Origin of the sequence: Pseudomonas sp. NPDC087626, assembly GCF_044743405.1 — a bacterium.
GTDB lineage: Bacteria > Pseudomonadota > Gammaproteobacteria > Pseudomonadales > Pseudomonadaceae > Aquipseudomonas.
On the sequence record NZ_JBIUWJ010000030.1, the window covers coordinates 38,321 to 60,998 of the forward strand.

The following is a 22,678-nucleotide window of genomic DNA, read 5'->3' on the forward strand; positions in this document are numbered from 1 at the left end:
ATGAAACCTCACGCCACAGCGCTGAACCAGCGCTTGCTGCGCGGCCAGGCACCGTCCTATGAACGCCTGCAAGCGCGTTTCGCCGAAGACGGCAGCGACGCGGGCGAGCCGATTGCCGTGCATTGCGGCTGGGGCCGGTTGCTGATCGGCCATACCTTCCCCGACGCGGCGAGCCTGGCCCGGGAACTGGCCCATGAAGAACCGGGCGAGCGCGACATTGCCCTGTACGTGGCCGCGCCCCAGCAAGTGTTGGGCCTGGAGCCGGCGCAGCTGTTTCTCGACCCCTCCGACACCCTGCGCCTGTGGTTCAGCGACTACCGCCAGGCAACCCGGGTCTTTCGCGGCTTCCGCATTCGCCGGGCGCAGAGCGACGCCGACTGGCACGCCATCAACCAGTTGTACCAGGCCCGCTCCATGCTGCCCATCGACCCGCAGCGCCTGACGCCCCGGCATCACGGTGGCCCGGTCTACTGGCTGGCCGAAGATGAAGACAGCGGCGCGGTGATCGGCAGCGTCATGGGCCTCAACCATGACAAGGCCTTCGCCGACCCCGAACACGGCAGCAGCCTGTGGTGCCTGGCGGTCGACCCGCAGTGCACACGGCCCGGGGTTGGCGAAGTGCTGGTACGCCACCTGATCGAACACTTCATGAGCCGTGGCCTGAGCTACCTCGATCTCTCGGTTTTGCACGACAACCGTCAAGCCAAGCAGCTCTATACCAAGCTGGGGTTTCGCACGCTGACGACCTTCGCCATCAAGCGCAAGAATGGCATCAACCAGTCGCTGTTTCTCGGCCCGGGGCCCCAGGCCGATTTCAATCCTTATGCGCGGATCATCGTCGATGAAGCCCACCGGCGCGGCATCGATGTGCAGGTCGACGATGCCCAGGCCGGCATGTTCACCCTCAGCCATGGCGGGCGCCGGGTGCGTTGCCGCGAATCCCTCAGCGACCTGACCAGCGCCATCAGCATGAGCCTGTGCCAGGACAAGAGCCTGACCCACAAGGTGCTCAAGGCCGCCGGGCTGAATCTGCCGGCCCAGCAACTGGCGGGCAACGCCGACGACAACCTGGCGTTTCTCGACGAACACCGCCGGGTAGTGGTCAAACCCCTGGACGGTGAACAGGGCCAAGGGGTGGCAGTGGACTTGCAGAGCATCGACGAGCTGCAACAGGCCATCGACGACGCCCGCCGCTTCGACTCCCGGGTGTTGCTGGAAAGTTTCCACCAAGGCCTCGACCTGCGCATTCTGGTGATCGGCTTCGAGGTGGTCGCGGCCGCCATCCGCCGCCCGGCGCAAATCATCGGCGATGGCCAGCATACGATCGACGCCTTGATCCAGGCCCAGAGCCGCCGACGCCAGGCCGCCACCGACGGCGAAAGCAAAATCCCCCTGGACCACGAAACCGAGCGCACGCTGCAGGCCGCCGGCTTTACCTACAGCAGCATCCTGCCCGCGGGCGAGCGCCTGTGTGTGCGGCGTACAGCCAACCTGCACACCGGCGGCACCCTGGAAGATGTCACCGAGATGCTGCATCCCACCCTGGTCGATGCCGCCGTGCGCGCGGCGCGGGCACTGGATATTCCGGTGGTAGGCCTGGACCTGATGGTGCCGGCCGCCGATCAGCCGGACTACGTGTTCATCGAAGCCAATGAACGTGCCGGCCTGGCCAATCACGAACCACAACCGGTGGCCGAGCGGTTTGTGGATCTGTTGTTTCCGCATAGCTAACAGCTGCGAGCGGCGAGTCACGCCTGAGCGCGTTAGCTCTTGAGGCTTGCCGCTTGCCGCTTGCCGCTCGCGACTCAAGTCAATTCAAGGAATTCCCATGACCCGTAAAATTCCCGAACCCGATCTCGCCTACCTGCAGAAAGTCCTCCTGGAGATGCTCGCCATCCCCAGCCCGACCGGTTTCACCGACACCATCGTGCGCTACGTCGCCGAGCGTCTTGAAGAACTGGGCATCCCCTTTGAGCTGACCCGCCGTGGCACCATTCGCGCCACGCTCAAGGGCCAGAAAAACAGCCCCGATCGCGCCGTCTCCGCGCACCTCGACACCATCGGCGCCAGCGTGCGCGCGGTAAAGGACAACGGTCGCCTGACCCTCGCCCCGGTGGGCTGCTGGTCCAGCCGTTTTGCCGAAGGCAGCCGCGTCAGCCTGTTCACCGACAACGGCGTGATACGGGGCAGCGTGCTGCCGTTAATGGCCTCGGGGCATGCGTTCAACACCGCGGTCGACGAACTGCCGGTGAGTTGGGACCACGTCGAACTGCGCCTGGATGCCTATTGCGCCACCCGGGCCGATTGCGATTCGCTGGGCGTGAGCATCGGCGATTTTGTCGCCTTCGATCCCTTGCCGGAATTCACCGAGAGCGGCCACATCAGTGCCCGGCACCTGGACGACAAGGCCGGCGTGGCCGCCCTGTTGGCCGCGCTCAAAGCCATTGTCGACAGCGGCGAACCCTTGATGATCGACTGTCATCCGCTGTTCACCATCACCGAGGAAACCGGCAGTGGCGCGGCGGCGGCATTGCCCTGGGATGTCAGTGAATTTGTCGGCATCGACATTGCGCCGGTCGCCCCGGGTCAGCACTCCAGCGAGCACGCGGTCAGTGTGGCGATGCAGGATTCCGGCGGGCCCTATGACTACCACCTCTCGCGCCACCTGTTGCGGCTGGCCAGCGAGCATGAATTGCCGGTGCGCCGCGATCTGTTCCGCTATTACTTCAGCGACGCCCACTCGGCGGTCACCGCCGGCCATGACATCCGCACCGCCCTGCTGGCATTCGGTTGCGACGCCACCCACGGCTACGAGCGCACCCATATCGACAGCCTCGCCGCCTTGAGCCGCTTGCTGGGTGCCTACATCCTCAGCCCGCCGGTATTTGCCAGCGACGCCCAACCGGCCAAAGGCTCACTGGATCGCTTCAGCCATCAACTGGAACACGATGCACAGATGGAAAGCGATACCCGCGTGCCCTCGGTGGACAGCCTGGTAGGGCAACGTTCGTCCTAGGACCCGGGTCACTTTGCACTGGTCCTGCTGCGCGAAGCGCCGTAGGATCGGCGCATTGATGACCGAGGTAGCCATGCTGATTCCCCACGACCAACTTGAAGTCGACACCCTGACCCGCCTGATCGAAGACTTTGTCACCCGCGATGGCACCGACAACGGCGACGACACACCGCTGCAGACTCGGGTGCTGCGGGTGCGCAATGCCCTGAGCAAAGGCCAGGCCCTGATTGTCTTCGACCCCGAGAGCGAGCAGTGCCAGTTGATGCTCAAGCACGATGTGCCCAAGCACCTGTTCGACTGAGCCTTAGTCGCGCATTTCCCGGGCACGCTTGGCCTGGATGCGTTCGTAGACTTCACAACGGTGGACATTGACGTGCCGCGGGGCTTCGACGCCGAACCGCACGTTGCCACCGCTGACGTCGAGAACACGCACGGTGATGGTGTCGCCAATGGAGATCAATTCACCGACAACGCGGCTGAGTACAAGCATGGCTCTAGTCCTTGAGATTACCGAGCCCTGAAGATGGCCGGCGAACCCCGGAGCTTCAAGACAGCGCCAGGAAAATAGCCCCTTCCTACACGCCAGATCGAATTACCCTACAGACATCCCCTGCAATACCCGCCAAATGACTCAGGTCGACGTGAAGCGTGGGCCAAACAGAATAATGCTCGCCCCCAGCACGCACAGGGCTACCCCCAACCAGTCCGAACTCAGCGGACGCACCCGCTCGACCAGCCCCAGCCAGGCGATCGAGGCAACGATGTAGATCCCGCCGTAAGCGGCATAGGCTCGCCCGGCGTAGGTCGCCTCGACCTTGGTCAACAGCAGGGCAAACAGCGTCAGGCTGAGCAGCGCCGGGACCATCCACCAGGCGCTTTTGCCCTGGCGCAGCCACATCCAGAAGGCGTAGCAACCGGCGATTTCAAACAGCGCCGCGAGGAAGAACCACAGGTAGTTGAGCATGGGCACATCTCGTCAGGGTTGCCAGAATGCGGCAACCCTAACCATCGCGCCTCTGAGTCGCAAGTTCAGCTAGCGTTTTGCCGGGCCTTGGCGCGCATCTTGTCGGCCATGACGGTCATTTCGTTGTACAGCAATTGCGGGTTTTTCTGCTTCAGTGCCCAGGCCATGCGCCCCTGTTCATGGGGCAGGATCATAAACTCACCAGCCGCGACGTGCTGGTAGATGTAGTCGGCGATATCGCTGGCGGTAATTGGCGAGCTCTCCAGCAACTTGCCGACTTGGGCCTTCATGGCCGGGGTCGGGCCGCGGAACGAGTCGAGCAGGTTGGTCTGGAAGAACGACGGGCAGACCACGTGCACGCCGATCTCCTGTTGCGCCAACTCGATCAACAGGCTCTCGGACAGCGCCACCACGCCGGCCTTGGCCACGTTGTAGTTGCTCATGGCCGGCCCCTGCATCAGTGCCGCCATCGAAGCGATGTTGATGATCTTGCCCTTGCTTTGCTCCAGCAGCGGCAGGAAGGCCTTGCAGCCCTTGACCACGCCCATCAGGTTGATCGCGATCTGCCAGTCCCAGTCTTCCAGCGACAGCTCGCTGAAGAAGCCACCTGAGGCGACCCCAGCGTTGTTGACGATCACGTCGATGCCGCCGAACTTGACCTCACAGGCCTGGGCAAAGGCCGTCAACTGGCTGTAGTCGCGCACATCACAGCGCTGCACAAAGCCATCACCGCCGGCCTCGCGGACTAGCTTGAGGGTTTCCTGCAGGCCGGGCTCGCTGACGTCCGACAAGGCCAACTGCCAACCTTCACGAGCCCAGCGCAGAGCGATTTCGCGACCCAGGCCGGACCCGGCGCCAGTGATCATCATGCGATTTTGCATAGGAAGTTGCCTTGTTGTTCTGGGAAAGATGCTCGCAGTGTAGCGAAGGAATTTCCTACACCCATGACCATCAAAGCGCTGAATGCCCCAGGCAAACCGAACCACAGCGCAGCCCCCTCGCGGTGGTTGATAAACGAAATAAACCGGCAAGCAAATAGCAGTAAAGAAACTTTGAATTTTCTCGCGCCGGCCACAGTCGGAAATATTAAGCCGCTCGGATTTATTGCAGTCGGGCCTGTTATTCAACCAATGCGACGTTCAATAACTCTCCAATAAGGAATTCGACATGGGCACGATTCTTCTGGTTATCCTGATTCTGCTGTTGATCGGTGGTCTGCCGGTATTCCCCCACTCCAGAAGTTGGGGCTATGGGCCATCCGGGGTGATTGGCGTGGTGGTCGTGGTGCTGCTGGTATTGCTGTTGCTCGGCAGGATCTAAGACAAAAACTGCAGGCAAAAAAAGAGGCCCGAACGGGCCTCTTTTTTGTATTACGCCAGGCCTTAGTCCGGCGTGCCGTCTACTACACCAGCGGTGTTATCGATCAGGCTTTTGGTTGCCGTCTGCAGGAAGGCTTCCAGTTTCTGTTTCATCTCAGCGGTACGCGGTGCGTCCGGGATGATCTCGGCACGTGGATTGGCGCCCAGTTGGTACTGGTACATCTTCGGCGCCATGTCCTTTTCCTTCGGCAGCACCAGGATCTGGTCCTGGGTGATGATCGCCGTAGTCTGCTCGCTACCCGAAGGCTTGATCACGCCAAAGCCGGTATCGCCCTGCGGCAGGTTGAGCAGGTCACGCCCCCAGCACTGGTGACGCGTTTCGCCGCCCAGGCGGCCCATGATGGTCGGCACGATGTCGACCTGAGTCCCCACGGTGTGATCCAGGGTACCGAACTTTTCCTGGATACCCGGCGCGATCATCAGCATCGGCACGTTGAAGCGGCCCAGGTCCATTTCGGTGATCTGGCGCTCGTTGCCAAACCCATGGTCGCCAACGATGACAAACAGGGTTTCCTTGAAGTACGGCTCCTTGCGGGCCTTCTCGAAGAACTGCCCCAGTGCCCAGTCGGAGTAGCGCATGGCGGTCAAGTGTTCGTTGAGGCTGCCACGACCGGTGACCGGCTCCACCGGCAAAGGAGTCGGCAACGCGTATGGGGTGTGGTTGGACAGGGTTTGCAGCAAGGCATAGAACGGCTTGCCGTTTTCACGCGCCTTGAGTTCTACCAGGCCACGGTCGAACATGTCCTGGTCGGACACGCCCCAGGTCGGGTCGGAGAACACCGGGTTGACGAAGTCGTTGCGGCCGACAAAGTTGGTCATGCCCTGGTTGCTGAAGAAGCCCGACTGGTTGTCCCAGGCAAAGTCACCGTTGTAGACATACACGTCGTCGAACTTGCGTGCACTGAGCAACTGCGGCAGGCCGGACAGCTTGTGGCTGCCTTCCGGGGTCTGCATCAGGTATTCAAAGCCTGGCAGGTTAGGGAAGCACGCCATGGTGGCGAACATGCCCTGGTGGGTGTGGGTGCCGTTGGAGAAGAAACGGTCGAACAGCAGGCCTTCCTTGGACAGTTTGTCCAGGTACGGGGTGATGTTGCCCGGCGCGCCCAGCGCACCGACCGAGTGACCGGCCATGCTTTCCATCAGGATCACGACGACGTTCTTGATCGGCAGGGTCTTGTCGGCAGGCGGCAGGAAATCCCGGCGCACGGCGGCGCTGTCGGCATCCACCAGCTTCTCGTCCGGCATGACCAGCATGTCGCGCACGATCTGCTGCGCCTCAGGCTGCGGCAGGGTGGCTTTCCAGATGTTGTCGCGGTCTTCGGACATCCGGCTTTTCGCCGCGGCCACCAGTTGCAGGGTGCCGTTGAGGCCCAACTGGTTGGCGAAGTTCGAGTCGGTGGTGTACACGTCACCCCAGCGCATCGGCGGGCCTTGACGCAGGGTGCCACGGGCGGCCGCTACGCAGATCAGCAGGCAGACCATGAATACCGCCGTGCGCAGGTACCACGGCGCCACCTGACGGGTGCCGACATTGCCGCCACTGAACGGGCCACGCGGCCGGGTAGCACGGTCAGCGCCCTTGAACGCCAGGCTCAGCAACCAAGTGCCGACCACCCAGGCCAGCAGGTAGCGCACCACCGGGAACCCGTACCAGAGCATGCTCATCACGGTCTTCGGGTCTTCCTTCACGTACTGGAAGACCAGGCCGTTGAGGCGCTGGTGGAACTCACGGTAGAAGTCCATCTCCATCAGGCCAAGGAACAGCGCGATGCTCGACACTACCGTCAGCCAGAACCGGAACAGGCCACGGGCGGCCATCGCCCGGACGCTGAACAGCGACAGCAACAGCGGGATGCTGAGGTAGATCACCAGACGCAGGTCGAAACGCAGGCCGTTGGCGAAAGCTTCGAGGAAAGTCGAAGCCGGTGTGTCAAGAATCATCTCCCGGTTGTACACCAGCAACGCCAGGCGCAGCAGGGAGAGCATCACCATCATGACCAGGGCGCAGAGTAGCGTGTACGCCAGATGGGATTTGACGGTCGGTTGCAGCAAGCGATTCGAGGCTCGCTGCTGATTCAGGGCGTCCGTGTTTGCCATGTCGTTTTAGGACCCATTGGAAGTTGAAGTTACAAAGAAGTAGCGGCGCCCAGGCTTTCTTATTGCCATGACTTGGGGGAAATGGCCGGGACCTTGCGCGGAGCACAAATGTTGCACGATCACCCACGGCATTGCCATTTATTACTCGCAAGCACTGGCGGGGCGAAAACCGGGGATGAAAAACAAGCGGGCGAATTGTCTTGGAGCGGTTGTGAAAATTTCGTGCAACGCATATCTGGAAACACAAAAAAGGGTACTGCGAGCTAACCTGGTCCTGTAGCAGCTGCCGAAGGCTGCGTTGGGTTGCGCAGCGACCCCCGGCTATCTTGCCAATCCGGATGAACGTCCTGCGGCCGTTGACGCAGCCTCGCGGGCTCGACAGCTGCTACGGTTGTTGATGGGGGCTATAGGCGCACGTTGCCCCGTGGCCCGGCAATGGCCCAGATGATCAGGCCCAGTACCGGCAACAAGAGGATCAGCAGTATCCAGACGATTTTCATCCCGGTTTGCGCGCCGCTCTTGAGCACGTTGATGATCGCCCAGATATCCAGCGCCAGGATAATCAGGCCAACCAGGCCATTAAAGGTAGAACCCATGGTGTTGCTCCCAATAGAAGGCATTCCCCCCTTAGGATAGCCGGCTCCCGGGAGGGTTCCCTTTTATTGCCGTGAGTTAAACGTGTACGGCTACCTTGAGCGCTTCCAGGGACGGCGCCGCATTGATCCCGACTTCGGCACACAACTCCAGCACCCGTGCCACGTCGTTGCCATACACCAGCACGAGCTGGATTTCGTCGTCGAGCAACTGGCTGAAGTTGAGCAGCGTGTAACCGCCGTTTTCCGGGTTCATGCTGCCCATCTGGATCTGGATCCGGTTGAGCGCGGTCAGCGCCTCGGTCTTGGCCAGTTGCTTGGGCTTGATGTTGAACGCCACACCGGGGCCGAACGACGCAACGATCTGCTCGAACAGGTCCATATAGGTGTCAGCCTGGAACAGCACGGTGTCCGGCAGGCTGCCAACTACCACCCACTCGCCCAATGCAATCGGGAAAGTGTCGTCGTAGTTGATGTCCGGATTGGCCGCCAGGAACGCCTCCGGGTCGGCGTACGCCTTCGCCGCCTCATCGGCGATCTGCACGATTTGCGCGTCGCTCATGCAGCCGGAGCTGATTTTACTGATGAGTTCGATGAGTGCGGCTTTCATGGCAGATCCTGTAGCGAGGGAGATTTTCGGCCGCGAAGGATAGCGTATTTGGCGGTAATTATTCAGCGAAGCTTGCGGCCCACCCGGCTATCAGCCGAGGATCTTCTCCAACTGCGCCGTGGTATCCACCGCGCCCATGGTCTTGGCCGCGTCCAGCGCGGTGATGCCGTTGGCGTCCTTGGCCTTGGGATCTGCGCCCTTGCCAATCAAGTAGTCGACGATGGCTGTGCGGTTGAACATCGCGGCCATCATCAACGCGGTCCGGCCATCGAAGGACGAACCTTCGATCTCCGCCCCGCCATCGACCAGTGCCGCCACCACCGCCAGGTCACCCTTGAACGCCGCCCCGGCAATCGGGCTCTGGCCGTTGTCGTTGCGAATCTGCGGGTCGGCCTTGTGCTCCAGCAGCACTTTCACCGCATCGACATGCCCGTGGTAAGCCGCCAGCATCAACAGGGTGTCGCCCTTGTGATTGCGCAGGTTCGGCGGCAAACCCTTGCTCAACAGCGCCGCGAGCATCGCCGCATCGCCTTCACGGGCCTTGTTGAAAACCTGCTCGGCAAACTCGGCGGCTTCTTCCGGGGTCATCTGGCGGGGTTGGTCTGACATGGGTGACTCCACATTCGGTCAATCGATAGGCCGCTAGTGTCCGCAAGCGGCCTGCCCCCTGTCACCCCTTTTTTCTCTCATGCCACCATAGCCACAATCAATAACGGAACTTGCCGCCATGGATATCCGCCAGTACCTGTTCGGTGATCTGCACGTAAGTGTCTGAACCGGGCAGCCAGGCATAGATCGGATCGTCGCCGGTTTTGTTGGGGTCGAAGGCTTCGTCCTTGAGTCGGGTCTTCTGGTACTTGAAGGTGCCAGTGGTTTCCATTTTGACTTTGACCCGCAGGAACAACGGCACCGCATAGGCCGGCATCTGCTCGCGGGCGAACCTCAGCAGCTCACTGAAATCCAGGGTCGCCAGGGATTCGGCCGGGGTGATCGCCGCCATGCCGGCACGCCCGTTGGTGTTGCTGATCTCCACGCCATAGGCCACCGCCTCGGCAATGTGCGGGTGTTGCAAGAGGATGTTCTCGACTTCGGTGGTGGACACGTTCTCGCCCTTCCAGCGATAGGTGTCGCCCAACCGGTCGACGAACTGGGCGTGACCAAAACCGATGTTGCGCAGCAAGTCACCGGTATTGAAGTAACGGTCGCCCTTCTCGAACACATCGTGCAGCACCACTTTTTCGGTCTTTTGCGGGTCGGTATAGCCGTCAAGCGGAGCCTTGTCGTCGATCTTCGCCAGCAACAGGCCTTGCCGGCCCTTGCCGACTTTCTGCATGAAGCCGTTGCTGTTGCGTAGCGGCGCACCGCTGTCGTGGGCGTACTCCACCAACTCCCAGGACATCAGCGAAAAACCGATGGTGTTATCGAAGTTGAGGATGTTGCTGAAACCTATGTTGCCGTCACTGGCGGCATACAGTTCACAGATGTGATTGACCGCAAAACGCCCCTTGAACTCGCTCCACACGCCGGGGCGCAAGCCGTTGCCAATCATCTTCACGACTGCGTGATCCCGGTCGTTAGTGGCCGGCGTCTGGTCGATCAGGTAGCGGCACAACTCACCCACGTAACCGATGGTTGTAGCCTGGTACTTACGCACATCGTTCCAGAACTGGCTGGCGCTGAACTTGCGCCGAATGGCGAAACCCGAGGCGCCGCAGATGGCTGAGCCCCAGCACACGCACAGGCCCGTCGCGTGGTACAGCGGCAAGGTGCAATAGACGACATCGTCCGGGCTCATATCCAGGGCGATCATGCCGAAGCTGGCGCTGCTGCGCATCCAGCGACCGTGCTTGAAGACCCCGGCCTTGGGTAACCCGGTGGTGCCGGAGGTATAGATGTAGAAGCACGGGTCATCGAGAAACACCTGCTGGCTGCTGGGCGGGTTGTCGCTTGCGCAATCGGCACTCTCGGCCATCAGGTTGCGCAAGCCCTCTGGTGCCTCGCCGTGATGCCGAGAGCAATCCTGGTCAGCCACCCACCAGGTGCGGCTGTCATCGATGGCGACCTGCTGGCGAATCGCCGAATAGGCCTGGACCAACTCTCCACCGACAACAATGGCCGCCGGCTTGACGAGGTTGACACTGTGCAGCAGCGCCTGGTGGGTTTGCGAAGTATTGAGCATGGCGCTGACGGCGCCGACCTTGGCCACCGCCAGCACCGTGACCAGCAGTTCAGGACGGTTCTCGATGAACACCCCGACCACGTCGCCCTTGCCGATGCCCTGGGCCAACAGGTGATGAGCGATACGGTTGGCCCACTGGTTGACCTGTGCATAAGTCAGCGACACGCTGCCGTGCAGCAAGGCGGGGCCATCAGGGTTACGAACTGTCGCCTGTTCGAAGGTGAACGCCAGGCCACAAGGCTGGTCCGGCTGTTTGACATTGGCCACCTTGAGGCCCTTGACCACCCGGGGCAGGGCTTTGACGATCGACGGCAACTTACGGAGCATCATGCTCCAGGTAATAGTGTCGTGGTGCGTGCTGCTCATGGTTGCTCCCGTTCGGCCCTCTGCGGCGGGCCTGTATTGTTATTGTCGGGCGAACATGCAATCGAGGTGTTCGGGCAACTTCATCCCTGTATGAGACACAACGGAAAACCTCTGCTTAACGGCAAAAAAGTACGCCAGGGGTTCTGTCGCTGTACACGCGGTTTTTGAAATGTTTTGTATCCGGCCCTCGCCCACTGCCACTGCCGGCAGGTGGGCCCGCAAACGGCCGTGCAATCTCGCAAAATGCAGGATGCACGATGGCCATTCATGCAGAATGCACGAATCCGAAAAATTCACTTTTTCGTATATCATTGATTTATAAGTATTTTTTTAGATAACGATACTGGCACAATCACTGCAACTACCCCTCCATGCTTGCCATTCATGTGCACACGGAGCTGATAGACATGAGCCTGATCCAAGAAAAATTCACTTCGCTGTTCTCCAACTTCGACGTCACCACCCAGGCACGCCCGGATGGCGGCATTCTGCTGACCTTGCGCAGCAGTGAAGGCAAAGTCTTCAAGCGCTCGATTTCCTACGCCCAACTGCATGCTGGCGATCAACTGTCCTGGGTGATCAGCGCTATTCGTCGCGACCTGGCGGAACAGGCCAGTGAATTACCGCAAATTTCCATGCTGCAGAGCCAACAGCGCTTTGCCCTGCCGACCTATCACTCGATGTAATCGAAGCGGGTTGCTAGCAGATTTCCTTGGGCCACCTGACACCCAGTCAGGTGGCCCTTTTTTCAGCGCAACATACCGCGTCTGGCCGCCTCCCCCACCGCTTGTGCACGGTTGCTGACCTGCAGCTTGGCGTAGATATTGGCCAGGTGAAATTTCACCGTGGCCTGGGAGATCGAGCGAATCACACTGATTTCCCAAACGGTCTTGCCGCGCTTGGCCCAGTGCAAGATCTCCAGTTCCTTCTCGCTCAGCGGCTTGCCTGCCCGATCCGGGCGTCGGCGTTTGACTGGCTTGACCTCCGGCCCGGCGTCACCCGTTGCGCTGTCCATTACCTTTCTCCTGGTGATCGTCCATGCCTGAACTCGAACGGTGATCGTCCGGGCCAGTGGTTGAGTGTCAGAAAGAAAGAGTTACATAGAGGGCGGATTAAACAAGCGCATGAACGCTGAATCAGTCTTCACTGACTCAGCAATAGGCAACGTCCTACACACAGCACAAGGAAAGCCCGGATGACGCACTGCGCCAGCGTTTAATCGCCTGTAGCGTATCCGGTCGGCAGTTTAATCTTCCAGCCGCGGGAAGTGCTCGGCGAAGTCACCTGGGGTGATACGGGGCAGCGGTTCCACAGCAGTGCTGAACAGGCCGATAGCCACGAAGTGCGGTCGCTCACCCTTGTCGAACCAGTGCCGAGTACCGGCAGGCAGCAGGATCAGGTCGTTTTTCTCGCAGAGTACGGCGTACACATAATCGCCGATATGCAAATTGAACTGGCCACGTCCGGCAACAAACAACCGTACCAGGTCCTCGTCAAAATGCTGCTCTTCGAGGAGCTCGGCAGGCGATTCAGCGGGTTGCTGCTGCTCGCTGCTGACACTGATGACCTGCACCCCAAGGTAACCACGCTCGGTCATCAATTGGTCGATCGGCCCCTGATAGGCGGCCACCAGCTCTTCGTCGCTGGCGCCCGGCTGAAGCTTCGCAGCCGCCTGCCAACGGTCGAATCTGACACCCTGTTCGGCCAGGGTCGCGCTGATGTCGTCGAAGTGGGTCAGGACCTTGTTCGGCAGGTCCGGGCTTGAAACGTGGTAAACCGACAGGCTGCTCATTTCGGCAACTCCTCTTGCATGCGTGTGGCAATGATAACGGCTGCAGCCAGCGCGGCGAGGCTTGCAATACTAAAGGTGAAGGTGGCGCCCAGGGCATTCCAGCTGTAGCCGGCGTACAAAGCCCCCAGCGCACCACCGGTGCCGGCCAGCGCCGCGTAGAGCGCCTGGCCCTGCCCCTGCTGGCGCGGGCCGAAACTGCGTTGGACAAAATGAATGGCTGCGGCGTGAAAGCTGCCAAAGGTGGCCGCGTGCAGGACCTGCGCAAACAACAGCACCCAGAGAAACTCGGCGAACGACCCCAGCAGCAGCCAGCGCAAGGCGGCCAGCAGGAAACTGGCCAGCAGCACTCGGCGCACTGAAAACCGCGCCAGGATCCGGCTCATGAACAGGAACATCAGGACTTCGGCGACCACTCCCACGGCCCAGAGCATGCCGATCACTCCACGGCTGTAGCCCAAGCGCTCCAGATGCAGGGTCAGGAAGGTGTAGTACGGCCCGTGGCTGAGCTGCATCAGGCCCACGCAGGCATAAAAAGCCAGTACCCCCGGATTGCGCAACTGCTTGATGAAGCCCTCCCCGGCCAGGCGGTTGCCGGGCGCAGGCTGGGCGTTGGGCACCCATAGGCTGCTGATGATGATCCCCGCCATGATCACCACCAGGGTTACCGGGTAGACGTCCAGGCTCAACCATTCGAACAGCCGCCCCAGTGCAACCACCGCGATAATGAAGCCGATCGAACCCCACAGGCGGATCTGGCTGTAGCGCGAAGCCTGGCCTTGCAGGTGCGCGAGGGTGATCACTTCGAACTGCGGTAGCACCGCGTGCCAGAAAAACGCGTGCAGGGCCATGACCATTGCCAGCCAGGCGTAACTCTTGCTGACGAAGATCAGGCAGAACGTCAGCAGCGTACAGACCGCGCCAAAACGCACAATGGCCAGGCGCCGGCCAGTGTAGTCACCCAGCCAGCCCCAGATATTGGGCGCGATGCAGCGCATCAGCATCGGGATCGCTACCAGCTCGCCGATACGCGCAGGCGAAAACCCCAGGTGGTCGAAGTACAGCGCCAAAAAAGGCGCTGTCGAACCGAGCAAGGCGAAATAAAACAGATAAAAGCTGGAAAGCCGCCAGTACGGGAGCACCGCCACGGCCATCAGACCGCGGCGACGTCAGGGCCCGGCTTCACAGCTGGCCCAACACCGGGGTGCTGACGCGCACGTCGGCGTTTTGCCCGCGATGGCGCAGCAGGTGGTCCATCAACACAATGGCCATCATCGCTTCGGCAATCGGCGTGGCACGGATACCGACGCAGGGGTCGTGGCGGCCCTTGGTGATCACGTCCACCGGGTTGCCGTGGACATCGATCGAACGGCCCGGGGTGGTGATGCTCGACGTTGGCTTGAGCGCCAGGTGGGCAACGATCGGCTGGCCGGAAGAAATGCCACCGAGGATGCCGCCGGCGTTGTTGCTGAGGAAACCTTGTGGGGTCATCTCGTCGCGGTGTTCGGTACCGCGCTGGGCGACGCTGGCGAACCCGGCGCCGATTTCCACGCCCTTGACCGCGTTTATGCTCATCAGCGCATGGGCCAGTTCGGCATCGAGGCGGTCGAAGATCGGCTCACCCAGGCCTGGCTTCACGCCTTCGGCGACCACGGTGATCTTGGCGCCGACCGAGTCCTGGTCGCGGCGCAGTTGATCCATGTAGGCCTCAAGTTCCGGCACCTTGTCCGGGTCGGCGCTGAAAAAAGCATTTTGCTCCACCGAGTCCCAGCTCTTGAACGGGATTTCGATCGGGCCCAACTGGCTCATGTAGCCGCGAATCACGATGCCCTGGGTCGCCAGGTACTTTTTCGCAATCGCCCCGGCCGCCACGCGCATGGCAGTTTCGCGCGCAGAACTGCGACCGCCGCCACGGTAATCGCGTTCGCCGTATTTGTGGTGGTAGGTGTAGTCGGCGTGGGCCGGGCGGAACAGATCCTTGATCGCCGAGTAGTCCTTGGACTTCTGGTCGGTGTTGCGGATCAGCAGGCCAATGGCACAGCCAGTGGTCCGGCCTTCGAACACGCCGGAGAGGATTTCCACCTCGTCGGCTTCCTGGCGCTGGGTGGTGTGGCGGCTGGTGCCTGGCTTGCGTCGGTCGAGATCGCGCTGCAGGTCGTCCAGGGACAACTCAAGACCCGGCGGGCAGCCGTCGACAATGGCGACCAACGCCGGACCATGGCTTTCGCCCGCGGTGGTGACAGTGAACAGCTTGCCGTAGGTATTGCCGGACATGCAGGGCGCTCCGTGAAATCGCTGAACTAAGTGCGCGCCAGTATACGCAGGCTCACCCAGTAGTTCATCCTCGAACCTTATGGGTGTCTGCGAGTCCAACCGACACCTTGTGAATGATGGCGTGATGATGCTGCGAGTTATAGCCTTGAGCCTTACCCTGATTACCGGCCTGCTGTGCAATATCGCGCAGGCCACGGTCCTGCAACGCCCGGTCAGCCTGGATACCGGCAGCGGCGAGCTGTTTGGCTCGATGCTGCTGCCCAAGTCCGACGCCCCGGTGCCGGTGGTCCTGATCATTTCCGGCTCGGGCCCCACCGACCGCAACGGCAATAACCCAGAGGGCGGCAACAACGATAGCCTCAAGCGCCTGGCCTGGGTGCTGGCCAAACACAATATCGCCAGCGTGCGCTACGACAAGCGCGGCGTGGCGGCGAGCCTGGCGGCCACCCCGGACGAGCGCAACCTGAGCCTGGAGGCCTACGTGGCCGACGCCGTGGCCTGGGGCAAGCAACTCAAAAGTGACCCGCGCCTGGGGCCGCTGATTCTATTGGGGCACAGTGAAGGGGCACTGGTAGCCACCCTTGCCGCTCCCCAGGTGGACGCCGCCGGCCTGATTTCCCTGTCCGGCAGCGCACGACCGGTGGATCAGGTGTTGCGCCAACAGTTGAGCCACCGCCTGCCGCCCCAGTTGCTACTGCGCAGCAATGAACTGCTGGACAGCCTCAAGGCCGGTCAGGTGGACAGCAATGTGCCGCCGGCGCTGCAAGTGATCTTCCGCCCCAGCGTGCAACCCTACTTGATCAGCCTGTTCCGCCAGGACCCGGCTGCCGCATTCGCCCGCCTGCACATGCCCGCGCTGATCGTCCAGGGCAGCAATGACATGCAGGTCGGTGTCGGGGATGCGCAAATGCTCAAGGCTGCCAAGCCCGACGCCCAGTTGGTGGTGATCGAGGGCATGAACCACGTGATGCGCATCGTGCCCAACGACATCAAGCGCCAGGTGGCGTCCTACAAGGATCCGCAACTGCCACTGGCGGCAGAACTCGGCACCCGGATCCTCGGCTTTATTGATGCAATTGCTCGAAGTTAGCCCGGTTTTACCCTCCAGTCCTGCGCAATTCGGCCGATAAGCCAGTGTCGACAGCCCATTGTCTGTCGACAAGCAGCGCTTGGACAGGATCTCGCCGTTATGACTGATACCCACAAATCACCCGACACCACGCCCGACACAACGGCCCCCGAAGCGGCGCAGCAGCCGTGGGCGGACGTTGCGGCCGAGCACCGGCGGATGCTGCGCCTGGCGCCGCTGAAAACCGATCGCAGCACCGGGGGCCGGCCGTTGCGCTTTGTCGAGTTCGGCTATGCCGAGCGCAACAACAAGGAGCGCAGCCTGTTGCGCATGAGCATCACGTTGCCGGGCCAGCGGGTGCGCAAGGAGCAGAACCACCTGGACGTCTGGGTCGACCACGAACAGCGGCGCGTGCACTTCGGCCCCGACAGCGGTGTGCAGATAGAACCAATGAACCGCGGCATCGGGCGTTTTCTCGCGGCCCAAGGCATTACCTGGGCGAAGAAAAAGTGGGCGAGCTACAGCTTTGATGCGATGGACCTGAGCAACAAGGATGCCTTGGTCGAAGACACGCGCCTGCGCCGCGACCATTTTTTGCGGGTGCACGGTTTTGACGTGGTCTACGCCGACGCCCAGCATTTGAAAGGCAGCGTCAAGGCCGGCAAGGTCGGTGACCTGCTGGGCGACTGGAACACCGAGAAGCTGCAGTTCGTGGAAATCCTCGAAGCCGCGCAGATGTTGCAGCAAGCCGAGCAGAACCTGGCTGAGCAGGAAGTCAAACTGCAAAAGCAGGAAGAAACCGTCAGCAAATTCAAACGCGAAGAAACCGGCTTGCGCTTCACCATTACCTGCCTGGTGGCGTTTTCAGTGTTCCAGGCCGGTTTGCTGATCTGGATCGCCACACACCGCTGACCACCGCCAACTTCTGTAGGACCAAGGCTTGCCCGCGAAGAACGTCAACGCGCACATTCAGGGTATGCGCGGCGCTCTGCAGACCATCGCGAGCAGGCCGCAAGCGGGCGCCGCAAGCGGGCGCTCGCTCCTACAAGGATTCGTAACAACCCGTAGGAGCGAGCTTGCTCGCGAAGGATGGATCAGGCCCGTGATGCAAACAGTGCCTGGTGTTCACGGCATTGCTCGGCGCTGAGCATGAACACGCCGTGGCCGCCGCGTTCGAACTCCAGCCAGGCGAAATCGACTTCCGGGTACAGCGCCTCGACGTGTATCTGGCTGTTGCCCACCTCGACAATCAGCAAGCCTTTCTCGTTCAGGTGATCGGCCGCTTGCGCGAGCATGCGCCGCACCAGGTTCAGACCGTCTTCGCCACAGGCCAGGCCCAGCTCGGGCTCGTGCTGGAACTCGTCCGGCATATCGGCAAAGTCTTCGGCATCCACGTACGGTGGATTGGACACGATCAGGTCGAAACGCTGGCCAGGCAAACCGTCGAATCCGTCACCCTGGACCGTGTACACCCGCTCATCGACGCCATGGCGCTCGATATTCTGGTTGGCCACCTCAAGGGCTTCGAACGACAAGTCCGCCAGCACCACTTCAGCGTCCTGGAACTCATAGGCACAGGCGATGCCGATGCAACCGGAACCGGTGCACAGGTCGAGAATGCGCGCCGGCTCGCTGTCCAGCCAGGGAGCGAAGCGTTTTTCGATCAGCTCGCCAATCGGTGAACGCGGGATCAACACGCGCTCATCGACAATGAACGACATGCCGCAGAACCAGGCCTCGCCCAGCAGGTAGGCAGTGGGAATGCGGTCTTCGATACGGCGCTTGAGCAACCGCTGCAGGTTGACCAGTTCGTCGTCTTCGAGCGCGCAGTCCAGGTAGCTGTCGGCGATTTCCCAAGGCAGGTGCAACGCCCCCAGCACTAGTTGACGGGCTTCATCCCAGGCGTTGTCGGTCCCATGGCCGAAAAACAGATCCTCCCCATGAAAACGGCTGACAGCCCAACGAATATGGTCGCGCAAAGTGCGCAGACGGGAAGTGATCACGGGGTAAACTCCTGAAAAAACGACCGGGGATTCTAACAGCCTAAACCTGCCCCGACGATCAATGAAAAAACCCTTGGGCAAATGTAGGATTTATCCGGTTTTTTCAGCTTTTGGTTGAACATCCGGTCAGCTCTTGACAGGCTGCAGCCCAGCAACGACGGTGCCTACGATGGTAGCGATTCACAGAAGCGCTCAGCCAGAGGACAATGTCGCAAAAGCCCCACTCGAAGGAGCCCCAGAATGTCCGTTCCAAAGACGATGTTTCAACTCAGCGGTCGTGGTTACGCGCCAGCCAATCTGGCCCACGCGACACTGGTGATCATCGATGCACAAAAAGAATACCTCAGCGGCCCGCTGGCCCTGACCGGCATGGCAGAGGCCGTGGCCAACATCCAGCAACTGCTCGCAGCGGCCCGGGCCGCGGGGCGACCGATTGTCCATGTGCATCACCTGGGCACCGTCGGCGGCCTGTTCGACCCCCAGGGCGAGCGCGGTGAGTTCATTCCCGGCCTCGAACCCCTGAGCGACGAAACCCTCATCGGCAAGTTGCTGCCCAGCGCGTTCCACGGCACGCCCCTGGAAAAACGCCTGCAGGACCTTGGCTCCCTGGACCTGATCGTCTGCGGCTTCATGAGTCACTCCAGCGTCAGTACCACCGTGCGTGCGGCCAAGAACCTGGGCTTTCGCTGCACCCTGGTCGAAGACGCCTGCGCCACCCGGGACCTGCCCTACAAGGGCGGCGTACTGACTGCCGAGCACGTCCAGCAGACCGAAATGGCGATCATGGCTGACAACTTCGCCACCCTCGCCCAGACCCGGGACCTGATCTGATCGCCCGCGGATGAGCGGCGATCATCGCCGCTCATCCGCAAAAGACTCTCATTTCCTCTATTTGCCTTAGCCTCAGGAACAACCCGGTCAACTCCCGGTCGAAGGGCCGATACCCATTGAGGAAGGTCGGAATGAAGATATCCGATGGATTTGACGCTCGCCGCTTGCGCCCCAAAGGGCAACGCAACTGGCGTTATCGTTTCGGCGCTGCATTCGCCGCCCTGCTCGCCACCCTCGGTGTGCTGCTGGCAATGGCCGGTGCTGCCAGCCTGCTTGGTCGTCCGCCCGCACTGGGTGAACTGAACGCCAGCCCGCTGGGCTCGGCGATCATTCTGGCGATTGGCCTGTTGCTGCTCTACCTGGGTGTCGCGTTCTGGCGTCGCTGTCGCCGCCGCATGCGTCAACCTCGCGAGCTGAACATGGCCCCGCATTTGATGAAAAAGCATGACTGAGTCGCGCGTGACGCGTTTTGCCGCGCCCGATTCACCTCGACTTGGGTAAACTGGCCGCCCTTCGCGGAGCCTGACATGCAAGACGACGATTTTTCCCTGTTCAAAAGTGCGATCCAAGGCGTCAAGCCGATCAAGCACGACCGCGCCGAAACCGGTAAGCCCAAGGCTGACCGCGCGCAAATTGCCAAGCTGCGCCAGGCAGCGACCATTCGTACCGACGTGGCGGCTGTGGACGGCCTGTCCGACCAATTCGTGATCGATGTCGGTCCGGAAGACGAGTTGATGTGGGCACGTGACGGGGTCCAGGAAAGCCAGATGCGCAAGCTCAAGATCGGGCAGATCCCGTTCGAAGGCAGCCTCGACCTGCACGGCATGAACGTGGAAAAGGCCCGCGAGACGCTCTGGGCATTTCTCGCCGAAGCGACAAAATTCGAAATCCGCTGCGTGCGCGTGACCCACGGCAAGGCCGTGCGCCTGGACGGCAAGCGCCCGATGATCAAAAGCCACGTCAACACCTGGCTGCGCCAGCATTCACAGGTCCTGGGCTTTACCTCCTGCCAGGCCAAACACGGCGGCGCCGGTGCGGTGTATGTGATGCTCAAACGAACCATGATGGAAGGCCGCGACGAGTAAAGCTGACGCGTCACGCTTGCAGCGCCGTGTCCGCCACCGTACCCTTGCCCTTTGCGTAAAATCCCACAGGTAGTTTCATGTCCCTGGAACAGAATTACACCGCGATTCTCGGCCAACTGGGCGAGGACGTGTCCCGCGAGGGCCTGCTCGACACGCCAAAGCGTGCCGCCAAAGCCATGCAGTACCTTTGCCGCGGTTATGAACAGACACTTGAAGAAGTCACCAACGGTGCCTTGTTCAGCTCCGACAACAGCGAAATGGTACTGGTCAAGGACATCGAGCTTTACTCGTTGTGCGAACACCACCTGCTGCCTTTCATCGGCAAGGCGCACGTCGCCTACATTCCGAGTGGCAAGGTACTGGGCCTGTCGAAAGTCGCGCGGATCGTCGATATGTACGCCCGCCGCCTGCAGATCCAGGAAAACCTCAGTCGCCAGATCGCCGATGCGGTGCAGCAAGTCACCGGCGCCCTGGGCGTTGCAGTGGTGATCGAGGCCAAGCACATGTGCATGATGATGCGCGGTGTGGAGAAACAGAATTCGTCGATGATCACTTCGGTGATGCTCGGTGAGTTCCGCGAAAATGCGGCCACCCGCAGCGAGTTTCTCAGCCTGATCAAGTAACACGCGGCACCCGGAAAACCGGCGTTCATCGCCGGTTTTTTTTCGTCCGTGAAAAATCAGGTAAGCTTCGCGCCATTCCCATTTGCCCCGTGAGGCTTACATCGTGTTCGTCAAAGCGCTTCGTGTCGGCCTCGGCCAGTTGATCATCTTCATCGACTTCATCACCCGTCCTGGTAAAAAGCAGCGCCCTGCCGCCGCCCAGGCCCAGGTCGAAGCCGCCGCCAAGGGCCTGACCCTGTACCAGTTCCACGCCTGCCCGTTCTGCGTGAAAACCCGCCGCACCCTGCGCCGCCTGAACGTGCCGGTGGCCCTGCGCGATGCCAAGAACAACGAGCAGGACCGCCAGACCCTGCTGGAGCAAGGCGGCAAGATCAAGGTGCCGTGCCTGCGCATCGAAGAAAACGGCCAGACCACCTGGATGTATGAGTCCAAGGTAATCATCGATTACCTGGACCAGCGTTTCGCCGCGGCCTGATCGTTGGGCGCTAGAAACACAAACCCCAGACAAGCATAAACCGGCCCATTGGCCGGTTTATGCTTGTCTAGCTTCCCCTTACGCCGCCTGCCGCGCCTGTCCCTCGCGCACCACCGCCGCTAATCGCTTGAGCCCTTCATCCAGGCGCGCCGGGTCAATGTGGCTGAAATTCAACCGCAGGTGACCCAGGTTGCAATCCGGCTCGGGAAAGAACGGTTCCCCCGGCATGAACGCCACATCATTGGCCAGTGCAGTCTTGAGCAAGGTTCGGGTGTCGAGTGGCTGCTTGAGAGTCAGCCAGAAAAACAGACCACCCTGCGGCAGTTCCCAATCCGCCAGCTCGCTGAAATGCCGCTGCAGCGCCGCCTGGAATCCATCGCGCCGAACTCGGTAGAAATCCCGCAGCTCGCTCAGGTGATCACGCAGGCGCTCGGTGCCGATCCATTGCAAGGCCTGCCATTGACCAACACGGTTGGTGTGCAGGTCCGCCGACTGCTTGAGCCGTAGCAGATGCGGGAACAGGTCCGGGCTGGCAATCAGGTAGCCGACACGCAAGCCCGGCAACAAGGTCTTGGACACGGTGCCGGTGTAGATCCAACTGGCCCGCTGCAAGCGGCTGACAATCGGCGTGGCGCTGGCGCCATCGAATGTCAGCTCGCGGTACGGCTCATCCTCGATCAGGGTCACGCCGAATTCGTCGAGCAACGCCGCCACGCCATCGCGCTTGGCCTCGCTGTAGCGCACCGCAGAGGGGTTCTGGAAGGTCGGGATCAGGTAGATGAACGCCGGCCGATGTTGCTCCAGGCGCGCCCGCAGCTTCACCAGGTCGGGGCCGTCGGCCTCCAGCGGCACGCTCAGGCAATCGGCACCGAACAGCTGGAAGATTTGCAGCGCGGCCAAGTAGGTCGGCGCCTCGAGCAGGATCTGCGTGCCTTGGTCGATGTACAGCTTGGCCGCCAGGTCGAGGGTCTGTTGTGAGCCGCTGACCACCAACACCTGGCTCGCCTCACAGGGTACGCCGAGGGCACGCGCCTCTGCCGCCAACGCTTCACGCAGCGCCGGCTCGCCTTCACTCATGCCGTATTGGCCCATGGCCACCGGCATATCGGCCCACTGCACCTTTGGCAGCATGGCTTCGGCCGGCAGGCCGCCGGCAAACGACATCACTTCCGGGCGCTGGGCCGCGGCGAGGATTTCACGGATCAAGGAACTCTTGAGGCGCGCAACACGTTCGGAAAAAGCCATGGGGGTCACCGGTAGCAAAGGCCAAGGAAATTAAGTCAAACTGGTTGACCGAAATTACGCCAGCCCGGACAGATACGTCA

The 22,678-nt window shown here is 61.3% G+C and carries 26 protein-coding genes; 12 read left to right on the forward strand and 14 right to left on the reverse strand.

The features are described 5' to 3' along the window. From ngg to ACIOVD_RS21780, 3 genes are all read left to right on the forward strand, one after another. A complete protein-coding gene (gene ngg / locus ACIOVD_RS21770; protein ID WP_095167989.1) occupies positions 1-1,731 on the forward strand; it encodes an N-acetylglutaminylglutamine synthetase in 1,731 nt (576 codons plus the stop codon). 97 nt (positions 1,732-1,828) lie between these two features. Beyond that, positions 1,829-3,016 (forward strand): osmoprotectant NAGGN system M42 family peptidase, encoded by a 1,188-nt coding sequence (locus ACIOVD_RS21775; RefSeq protein ID WP_166591345.1) that lies wholly within the window; start codon positions 1,829-1,831, stop codon positions 3,014-3,016. 73 nt (positions 3,017-3,089) lie between these two features. After that, a complete protein-coding gene (locus ACIOVD_RS21780) occupies positions 3,090-3,317 on the forward strand; it encodes a YheU family protein (RefSeq protein ID WP_095168255.1) in 228 nt (75 codons plus the stop codon). 3 nt (positions 3,318-3,320) lie between these two features. Here ACIOVD_RS21780 and csrA read toward each other — a convergent pair whose 3' ends face one another. From csrA to ACIOVD_RS21795, 3 genes are all read right to left on the reverse strand, one after another. Next, the gene (csrA, locus tag ACIOVD_RS21785; protein ID WP_095167985.1) at positions 3,321-3,506 is read right to left on the reverse strand and encodes a carbon storage regulator CsrA; all 186 of its coding nucleotides are present in this window, start codon (positions 3,504-3,506) and stop codon (positions 3,321-3,323) included. 141 nt (positions 3,507-3,647) lie between these two features. Then, positions 3,648-3,980: a YnfA family protein gene (locus ACIOVD_RS21790; RefSeq protein WP_159997392.1), complete on the reverse strand. Its 333-nt coding sequence runs from the start codon at positions 3,978-3,980 to the stop codon at positions 3,648-3,650. Between the two features lie 65 nt (positions 3,981-4,045). Then, positions 4,046-4,861 carry an SDR family oxidoreductase gene (locus ACIOVD_RS21795; protein ID WP_095167982.1) on the reverse strand — a complete coding sequence of 272 codons (816 nt, stop codon included), beginning with the start codon at positions 4,859-4,861 and terminating at the stop codon, positions 4,046-4,048. A 286-nt stretch (positions 4,862-5,147) separates the two neighbouring features. Here ACIOVD_RS21795 and ACIOVD_RS21800 point away from each other — a divergent pair, with 286 nt between their 5' ends. After that, positions 5,148-5,300: a DUF3309 family protein gene (locus ACIOVD_RS21800; RefSeq protein WP_095167980.1), complete on the forward strand. Its 153-nt coding sequence runs from the start codon at positions 5,148-5,150 to the stop codon at positions 5,298-5,300. 62 nt (positions 5,301-5,362) lie between these two features. On the opposite strand, the gene ACIOVD_RS21805 is transcribed toward ACIOVD_RS21800, so the two are convergent. From ACIOVD_RS21805 to ACIOVD_RS21825, 5 genes are all read right to left on the reverse strand, one after another. Further along, on the reverse strand, positions 5,363-7,456 hold the full coding sequence (locus ACIOVD_RS21805) for an LTA synthase family protein (RefSeq protein ID WP_401130142.1): 2,094 nt from the start codon (positions 7,454-7,456) through the stop codon (positions 5,363-5,365). A gap of 404 nt (positions 7,457-7,860) precedes the next feature. Then, complete coding sequence (locus ACIOVD_RS21810; RefSeq protein WP_095167976.1) at positions 7,861-8,052, reverse strand: PLDc N-terminal domain-containing protein; 192 nt, start codon at positions 8,050-8,052, stop codon at positions 7,861-7,863. A gap of 76 nt (positions 8,053-8,128) precedes the next feature. Then, positions 8,129-8,659 carry a hypothetical protein gene (locus ACIOVD_RS21815; RefSeq protein ID WP_401130145.1) on the reverse strand — a complete coding sequence of 177 codons (531 nt, stop codon included), beginning with the start codon at positions 8,657-8,659 and terminating at the stop codon, positions 8,129-8,131. Between the two features lie 90 nt (positions 8,660-8,749). Further along, entirely contained in the window at positions 8,750-9,268 is a 519-nt protein-coding gene (locus ACIOVD_RS21820; protein ID WP_095167972.1) for an ankyrin repeat domain-containing protein, read from the reverse strand. A gap of 97 nt (positions 9,269-9,365) precedes the next feature. Then, positions 9,366-11,204: a long-chain-acyl-CoA synthetase gene (locus ACIOVD_RS21825; RefSeq protein WP_401130147.1), complete on the reverse strand. Its 1,839-nt coding sequence runs from the start codon at positions 11,202-11,204 to the stop codon at positions 9,366-9,368. A 407-nt stretch (positions 11,205-11,611) separates the two neighbouring features. Between ACIOVD_RS21825 and ACIOVD_RS21830 the strand changes: the two genes are divergently transcribed. After that, a complete protein-coding gene (locus ACIOVD_RS21830; RefSeq protein WP_095167968.1) occupies positions 11,612-11,890 on the forward strand; it encodes a DUF3509 domain-containing protein in 279 nt (92 codons plus the stop codon). A 62-nt stretch (positions 11,891-11,952) separates the two neighbouring features. Here the strand turns inward: ACIOVD_RS21830 and ACIOVD_RS21835 are convergent, their stop codons facing one another. From ACIOVD_RS21835 to aroC, 4 genes are all read right to left on the reverse strand, one after another. After that, positions 11,953-12,219 carry a helix-turn-helix transcriptional regulator gene (locus ACIOVD_RS21835; RefSeq protein WP_095167966.1) on the reverse strand — a complete coding sequence of 89 codons (267 nt, stop codon included), beginning with the start codon at positions 12,217-12,219 and terminating at the stop codon, positions 11,953-11,955. Positions 12,220-12,450: 231 nt separating this feature from the next. After that, positions 12,451-12,996 carry an acireductone dioxygenase gene (locus ACIOVD_RS21840; RefSeq protein WP_401130150.1) on the reverse strand — a complete coding sequence of 182 codons (546 nt, stop codon included), beginning with the start codon at positions 12,994-12,996 and terminating at the stop codon, positions 12,451-12,453. Then, complete coding sequence (locus tag ACIOVD_RS21845; RefSeq protein ID WP_401130152.1) at positions 12,993-14,147, reverse strand: MFS transporter; 1,155 nt, start codon at positions 14,145-14,147, stop codon at positions 12,993-12,995. Before ACIOVD_RS21845 ends, ACIOVD_RS21840 begins: the two co-directional genes overlap by 4 nt. A gap of 28 nt (positions 14,148-14,175) precedes the next feature. Next, entirely contained in the window at positions 14,176-15,267 is a 1,092-nt protein-coding gene (gene aroC / locus ACIOVD_RS21850) for a chorismate synthase (protein WP_095167962.1), read from the reverse strand. Positions 15,268-15,346: 79 nt separating this feature from the next. On the opposite strand from aroC, the gene ACIOVD_RS21855 reads away from it, so the two are divergent. Both ACIOVD_RS21855 and ACIOVD_RS21860 read left to right on the forward strand, forming a co-directional pair. Then, entirely contained in the window at positions 15,347-16,357 is a 1,011-nt protein-coding gene (locus ACIOVD_RS21855; protein ID WP_095167960.1) for an alpha/beta hydrolase, read from the forward strand. A 99-nt stretch (positions 16,358-16,456) separates the two neighbouring features. Next, a complete protein-coding gene (locus ACIOVD_RS21860; protein ID WP_159997404.1) occupies positions 16,457-17,248 on the forward strand; it encodes a hypothetical protein in 792 nt (263 codons plus the stop codon). Positions 17,249-17,430: 182 nt separating this feature from the next. Here ACIOVD_RS21860 and prmB read toward each other — a convergent pair whose 3' ends face one another. Beyond that, positions 17,431-18,339: a 50S ribosomal protein L3 N(5)-glutamine methyltransferase gene (gene prmB, locus ACIOVD_RS21865; protein WP_401130155.1), complete on the reverse strand. Its 909-nt coding sequence runs from the start codon at positions 18,337-18,339 to the stop codon at positions 17,431-17,433. Between the two features lie 240 nt (positions 18,340-18,579). Between prmB and ACIOVD_RS21870 the strand changes: the two genes are divergently transcribed. The 5 genes from ACIOVD_RS21870 (at position 18,580) to ACIOVD_RS21890 (ending at position 21,353) form a co-directional block, all read left to right on the forward strand. Beyond that, on the forward strand, positions 18,580-19,170 hold the full coding sequence (locus ACIOVD_RS21870) for a cysteine hydrolase family protein (RefSeq protein WP_095167955.1): 591 nt from the start codon (positions 18,580-18,582) through the stop codon (positions 19,168-19,170). Between the two features lie 131 nt (positions 19,171-19,301). Continuing rightward, positions 19,302-19,622 carry a hypothetical protein gene (locus ACIOVD_RS21875; RefSeq protein ID WP_095167953.1) on the forward strand — a complete coding sequence of 107 codons (321 nt, stop codon included), beginning with the start codon at positions 19,302-19,304 and terminating at the stop codon, positions 19,620-19,622. Between the two features lie 75 nt (positions 19,623-19,697). Next, the gene (locus tag ACIOVD_RS21880) at positions 19,698-20,255 is read left to right on the forward strand and encodes a Smr/MutS family protein (protein WP_095167951.1); all 558 of its coding nucleotides are present in this window, start codon (positions 19,698-19,700) and stop codon (positions 20,253-20,255) included. A 77-nt stretch (positions 20,256-20,332) separates the two neighbouring features. Continuing rightward, complete coding sequence (folE, locus tag ACIOVD_RS21885; RefSeq protein WP_003204506.1) at positions 20,333-20,878, forward strand: GTP cyclohydrolase I FolE; 546 nt, start codon at positions 20,333-20,335, stop codon at positions 20,876-20,878. A 103-nt stretch (positions 20,879-20,981) separates the two neighbouring features. Next, positions 20,982-21,353: a glutathione S-transferase N-terminal domain-containing protein gene (locus ACIOVD_RS21890; RefSeq protein ID WP_095167949.1), complete on the forward strand. Its 372-nt coding sequence runs from the start codon at positions 20,982-20,984 to the stop codon at positions 21,351-21,353. 78 nt (positions 21,354-21,431) lie between these two features. On the opposite strand, the gene ACIOVD_RS21895 is transcribed toward ACIOVD_RS21890, so the two are convergent. Beyond that, positions 21,432-22,598, reverse strand: coding sequence for a PLP-dependent aminotransferase family protein (locus ACIOVD_RS21895; protein ID WP_401130159.1), 1,167 nt, complete (start codon positions 22,596-22,598; stop codon positions 21,432-21,434). Between the last annotated feature and the right edge of the window lie 80 nt (positions 22,599-22,678).

Excerpts from the sequence above, each read along its gene's own strand:
- ACIOVD_RS21845 (WP_401130152.1), bottom strand. The coding sequence starts at position 14,147 with ATGGCCGTGGCGGTGCTCCCGTACTGGCGGCTTTCCAGCTTTTATCTG.
- ACIOVD_RS21805 (WP_401130142.1), bottom strand. The coding sequence starts at position 7,456 with ATGGCAAACACGGACGCCCTGAATCAGCAGCGAGCCTCGAATCGCTTG.
- ACIOVD_RS21880 (WP_095167951.1), top strand. The coding sequence starts at position 19,698 with ATGCAAGACGACGATTTTTCCCTGTTCAAAAGTGCGATCCAAGGCGTC.
- ACIOVD_RS21825 (WP_401130147.1), bottom strand. The coding sequence starts at position 11,204 with ATGAGCAGCACGCACCACGACACTATTACCTGGAGCATGATGCTCCGT.
- ACIOVD_RS21830 (WP_095167968.1), top strand. The coding sequence starts at position 11,612 with ATGAGCCTGATCCAAGAAAAATTCACTTCGCTGTTCTCCAACTTCGAC.
- ACIOVD_RS21810 (WP_095167976.1), bottom strand. The coding sequence starts at position 8,052 with ATGGGTTCTACCTTTAATGGCCTGGTTGGCCTGATTATCCTGGCGCTG.
- csrA (WP_095167985.1), bottom strand. The coding sequence starts at position 3,506 with ATGCTTGTACTCAGCCGCGTTGTCGGTGAATTGATCTCCATTGGCGAC.
- ACIOVD_RS21895 (WP_401130159.1), bottom strand. The coding sequence starts at position 22,598 with ATGGCTTTTTCCGAACGTGTTGCGCGCCTCAAGAGTTCCTTGATCCGT.
- folE (WP_003204506.1), top strand. The coding sequence starts at position 20,333 with ATGTCCCTGGAACAGAATTACACCGCGATTCTCGGCCAACTGGGCGAG.
- ACIOVD_RS21815 (WP_401130145.1), bottom strand. The coding sequence starts at position 8,659 with ATGAAAGCCGCACTCATCGAACTCATCAGTAAAATCAGCTCCGGCTGC.
- ACIOVD_RS21855 (WP_095167960.1), top strand. The coding sequence starts at position 15,347 with ATGGGTGTCTGCGAGTCCAACCGACACCTTGTGAATGATGGCGTGATG.
- ACIOVD_RS21870 (WP_095167955.1), top strand. The coding sequence starts at position 18,580 with ATGTCCGTTCCAAAGACGATGTTTCAACTCAGCGGTCGTGGTTACGCG.
- ACIOVD_RS21840 (WP_401130150.1), bottom strand. The coding sequence starts at position 12,996 with ATGAGCAGCCTGTCGGTTTACCACGTTTCAAGCCCGGACCTGCCGAAC.
- ACIOVD_RS21790 (WP_159997392.1), bottom strand. The coding sequence starts at position 3,980 with ATGCTCAACTACCTGTGGTTCTTCCTCGCGGCGCTGTTTGAAATCGCC.
- ACIOVD_RS21775 (WP_166591345.1), top strand. The coding sequence starts at position 1,829 with ATGACCCGTAAAATTCCCGAACCCGATCTCGCCTACCTGCAGAAAGTC.
- ACIOVD_RS21780 (WP_095168255.1), top strand. The coding sequence starts at position 3,090 with ATGCTGATTCCCCACGACCAACTTGAAGTCGACACCCTGACCCGCCTG.
- ACIOVD_RS21795 (WP_095167982.1), bottom strand. The coding sequence starts at position 4,861 with ATGCAAAATCGCATGATGATCACTGGCGCCGGGTCCGGCCTGGGTCGC.
- ACIOVD_RS21835 (WP_095167966.1), bottom strand. The coding sequence starts at position 12,219 with ATGGACAGCGCAACGGGTGACGCCGGGCCGGAGGTCAAGCCAGTCAAA.
- ACIOVD_RS21875 (WP_095167953.1), top strand. The coding sequence starts at position 19,302 with ATGAAGATATCCGATGGATTTGACGCTCGCCGCTTGCGCCCCAAAGGG.
- ACIOVD_RS21800 (WP_095167980.1), top strand. The coding sequence starts at position 5,148 with ATGGGCACGATTCTTCTGGTTATCCTGATTCTGCTGTTGATCGGTGGT.
- aroC (WP_095167962.1), bottom strand. The coding sequence starts at position 15,267 with ATGTCCGGCAATACCTACGGCAAGCTGTTCACTGTCACCACCGCGGGC.
- ACIOVD_RS21860 (WP_159997404.1), top strand. The coding sequence starts at position 16,457 with ATGACTGATACCCACAAATCACCCGACACCACGCCCGACACAACGGCC.
- ngg (WP_095167989.1), top strand. The coding sequence starts at position 1 with ATGAAACCTCACGCCACAGCGCTGAACCAGCGCTTGCTGCGCGGCCAG.
- ACIOVD_RS21820 (WP_095167972.1), bottom strand. The coding sequence starts at position 9,268 with ATGTCAGACCAACCCCGCCAGATGACCCCGGAAGAAGCCGCCGAGTTT.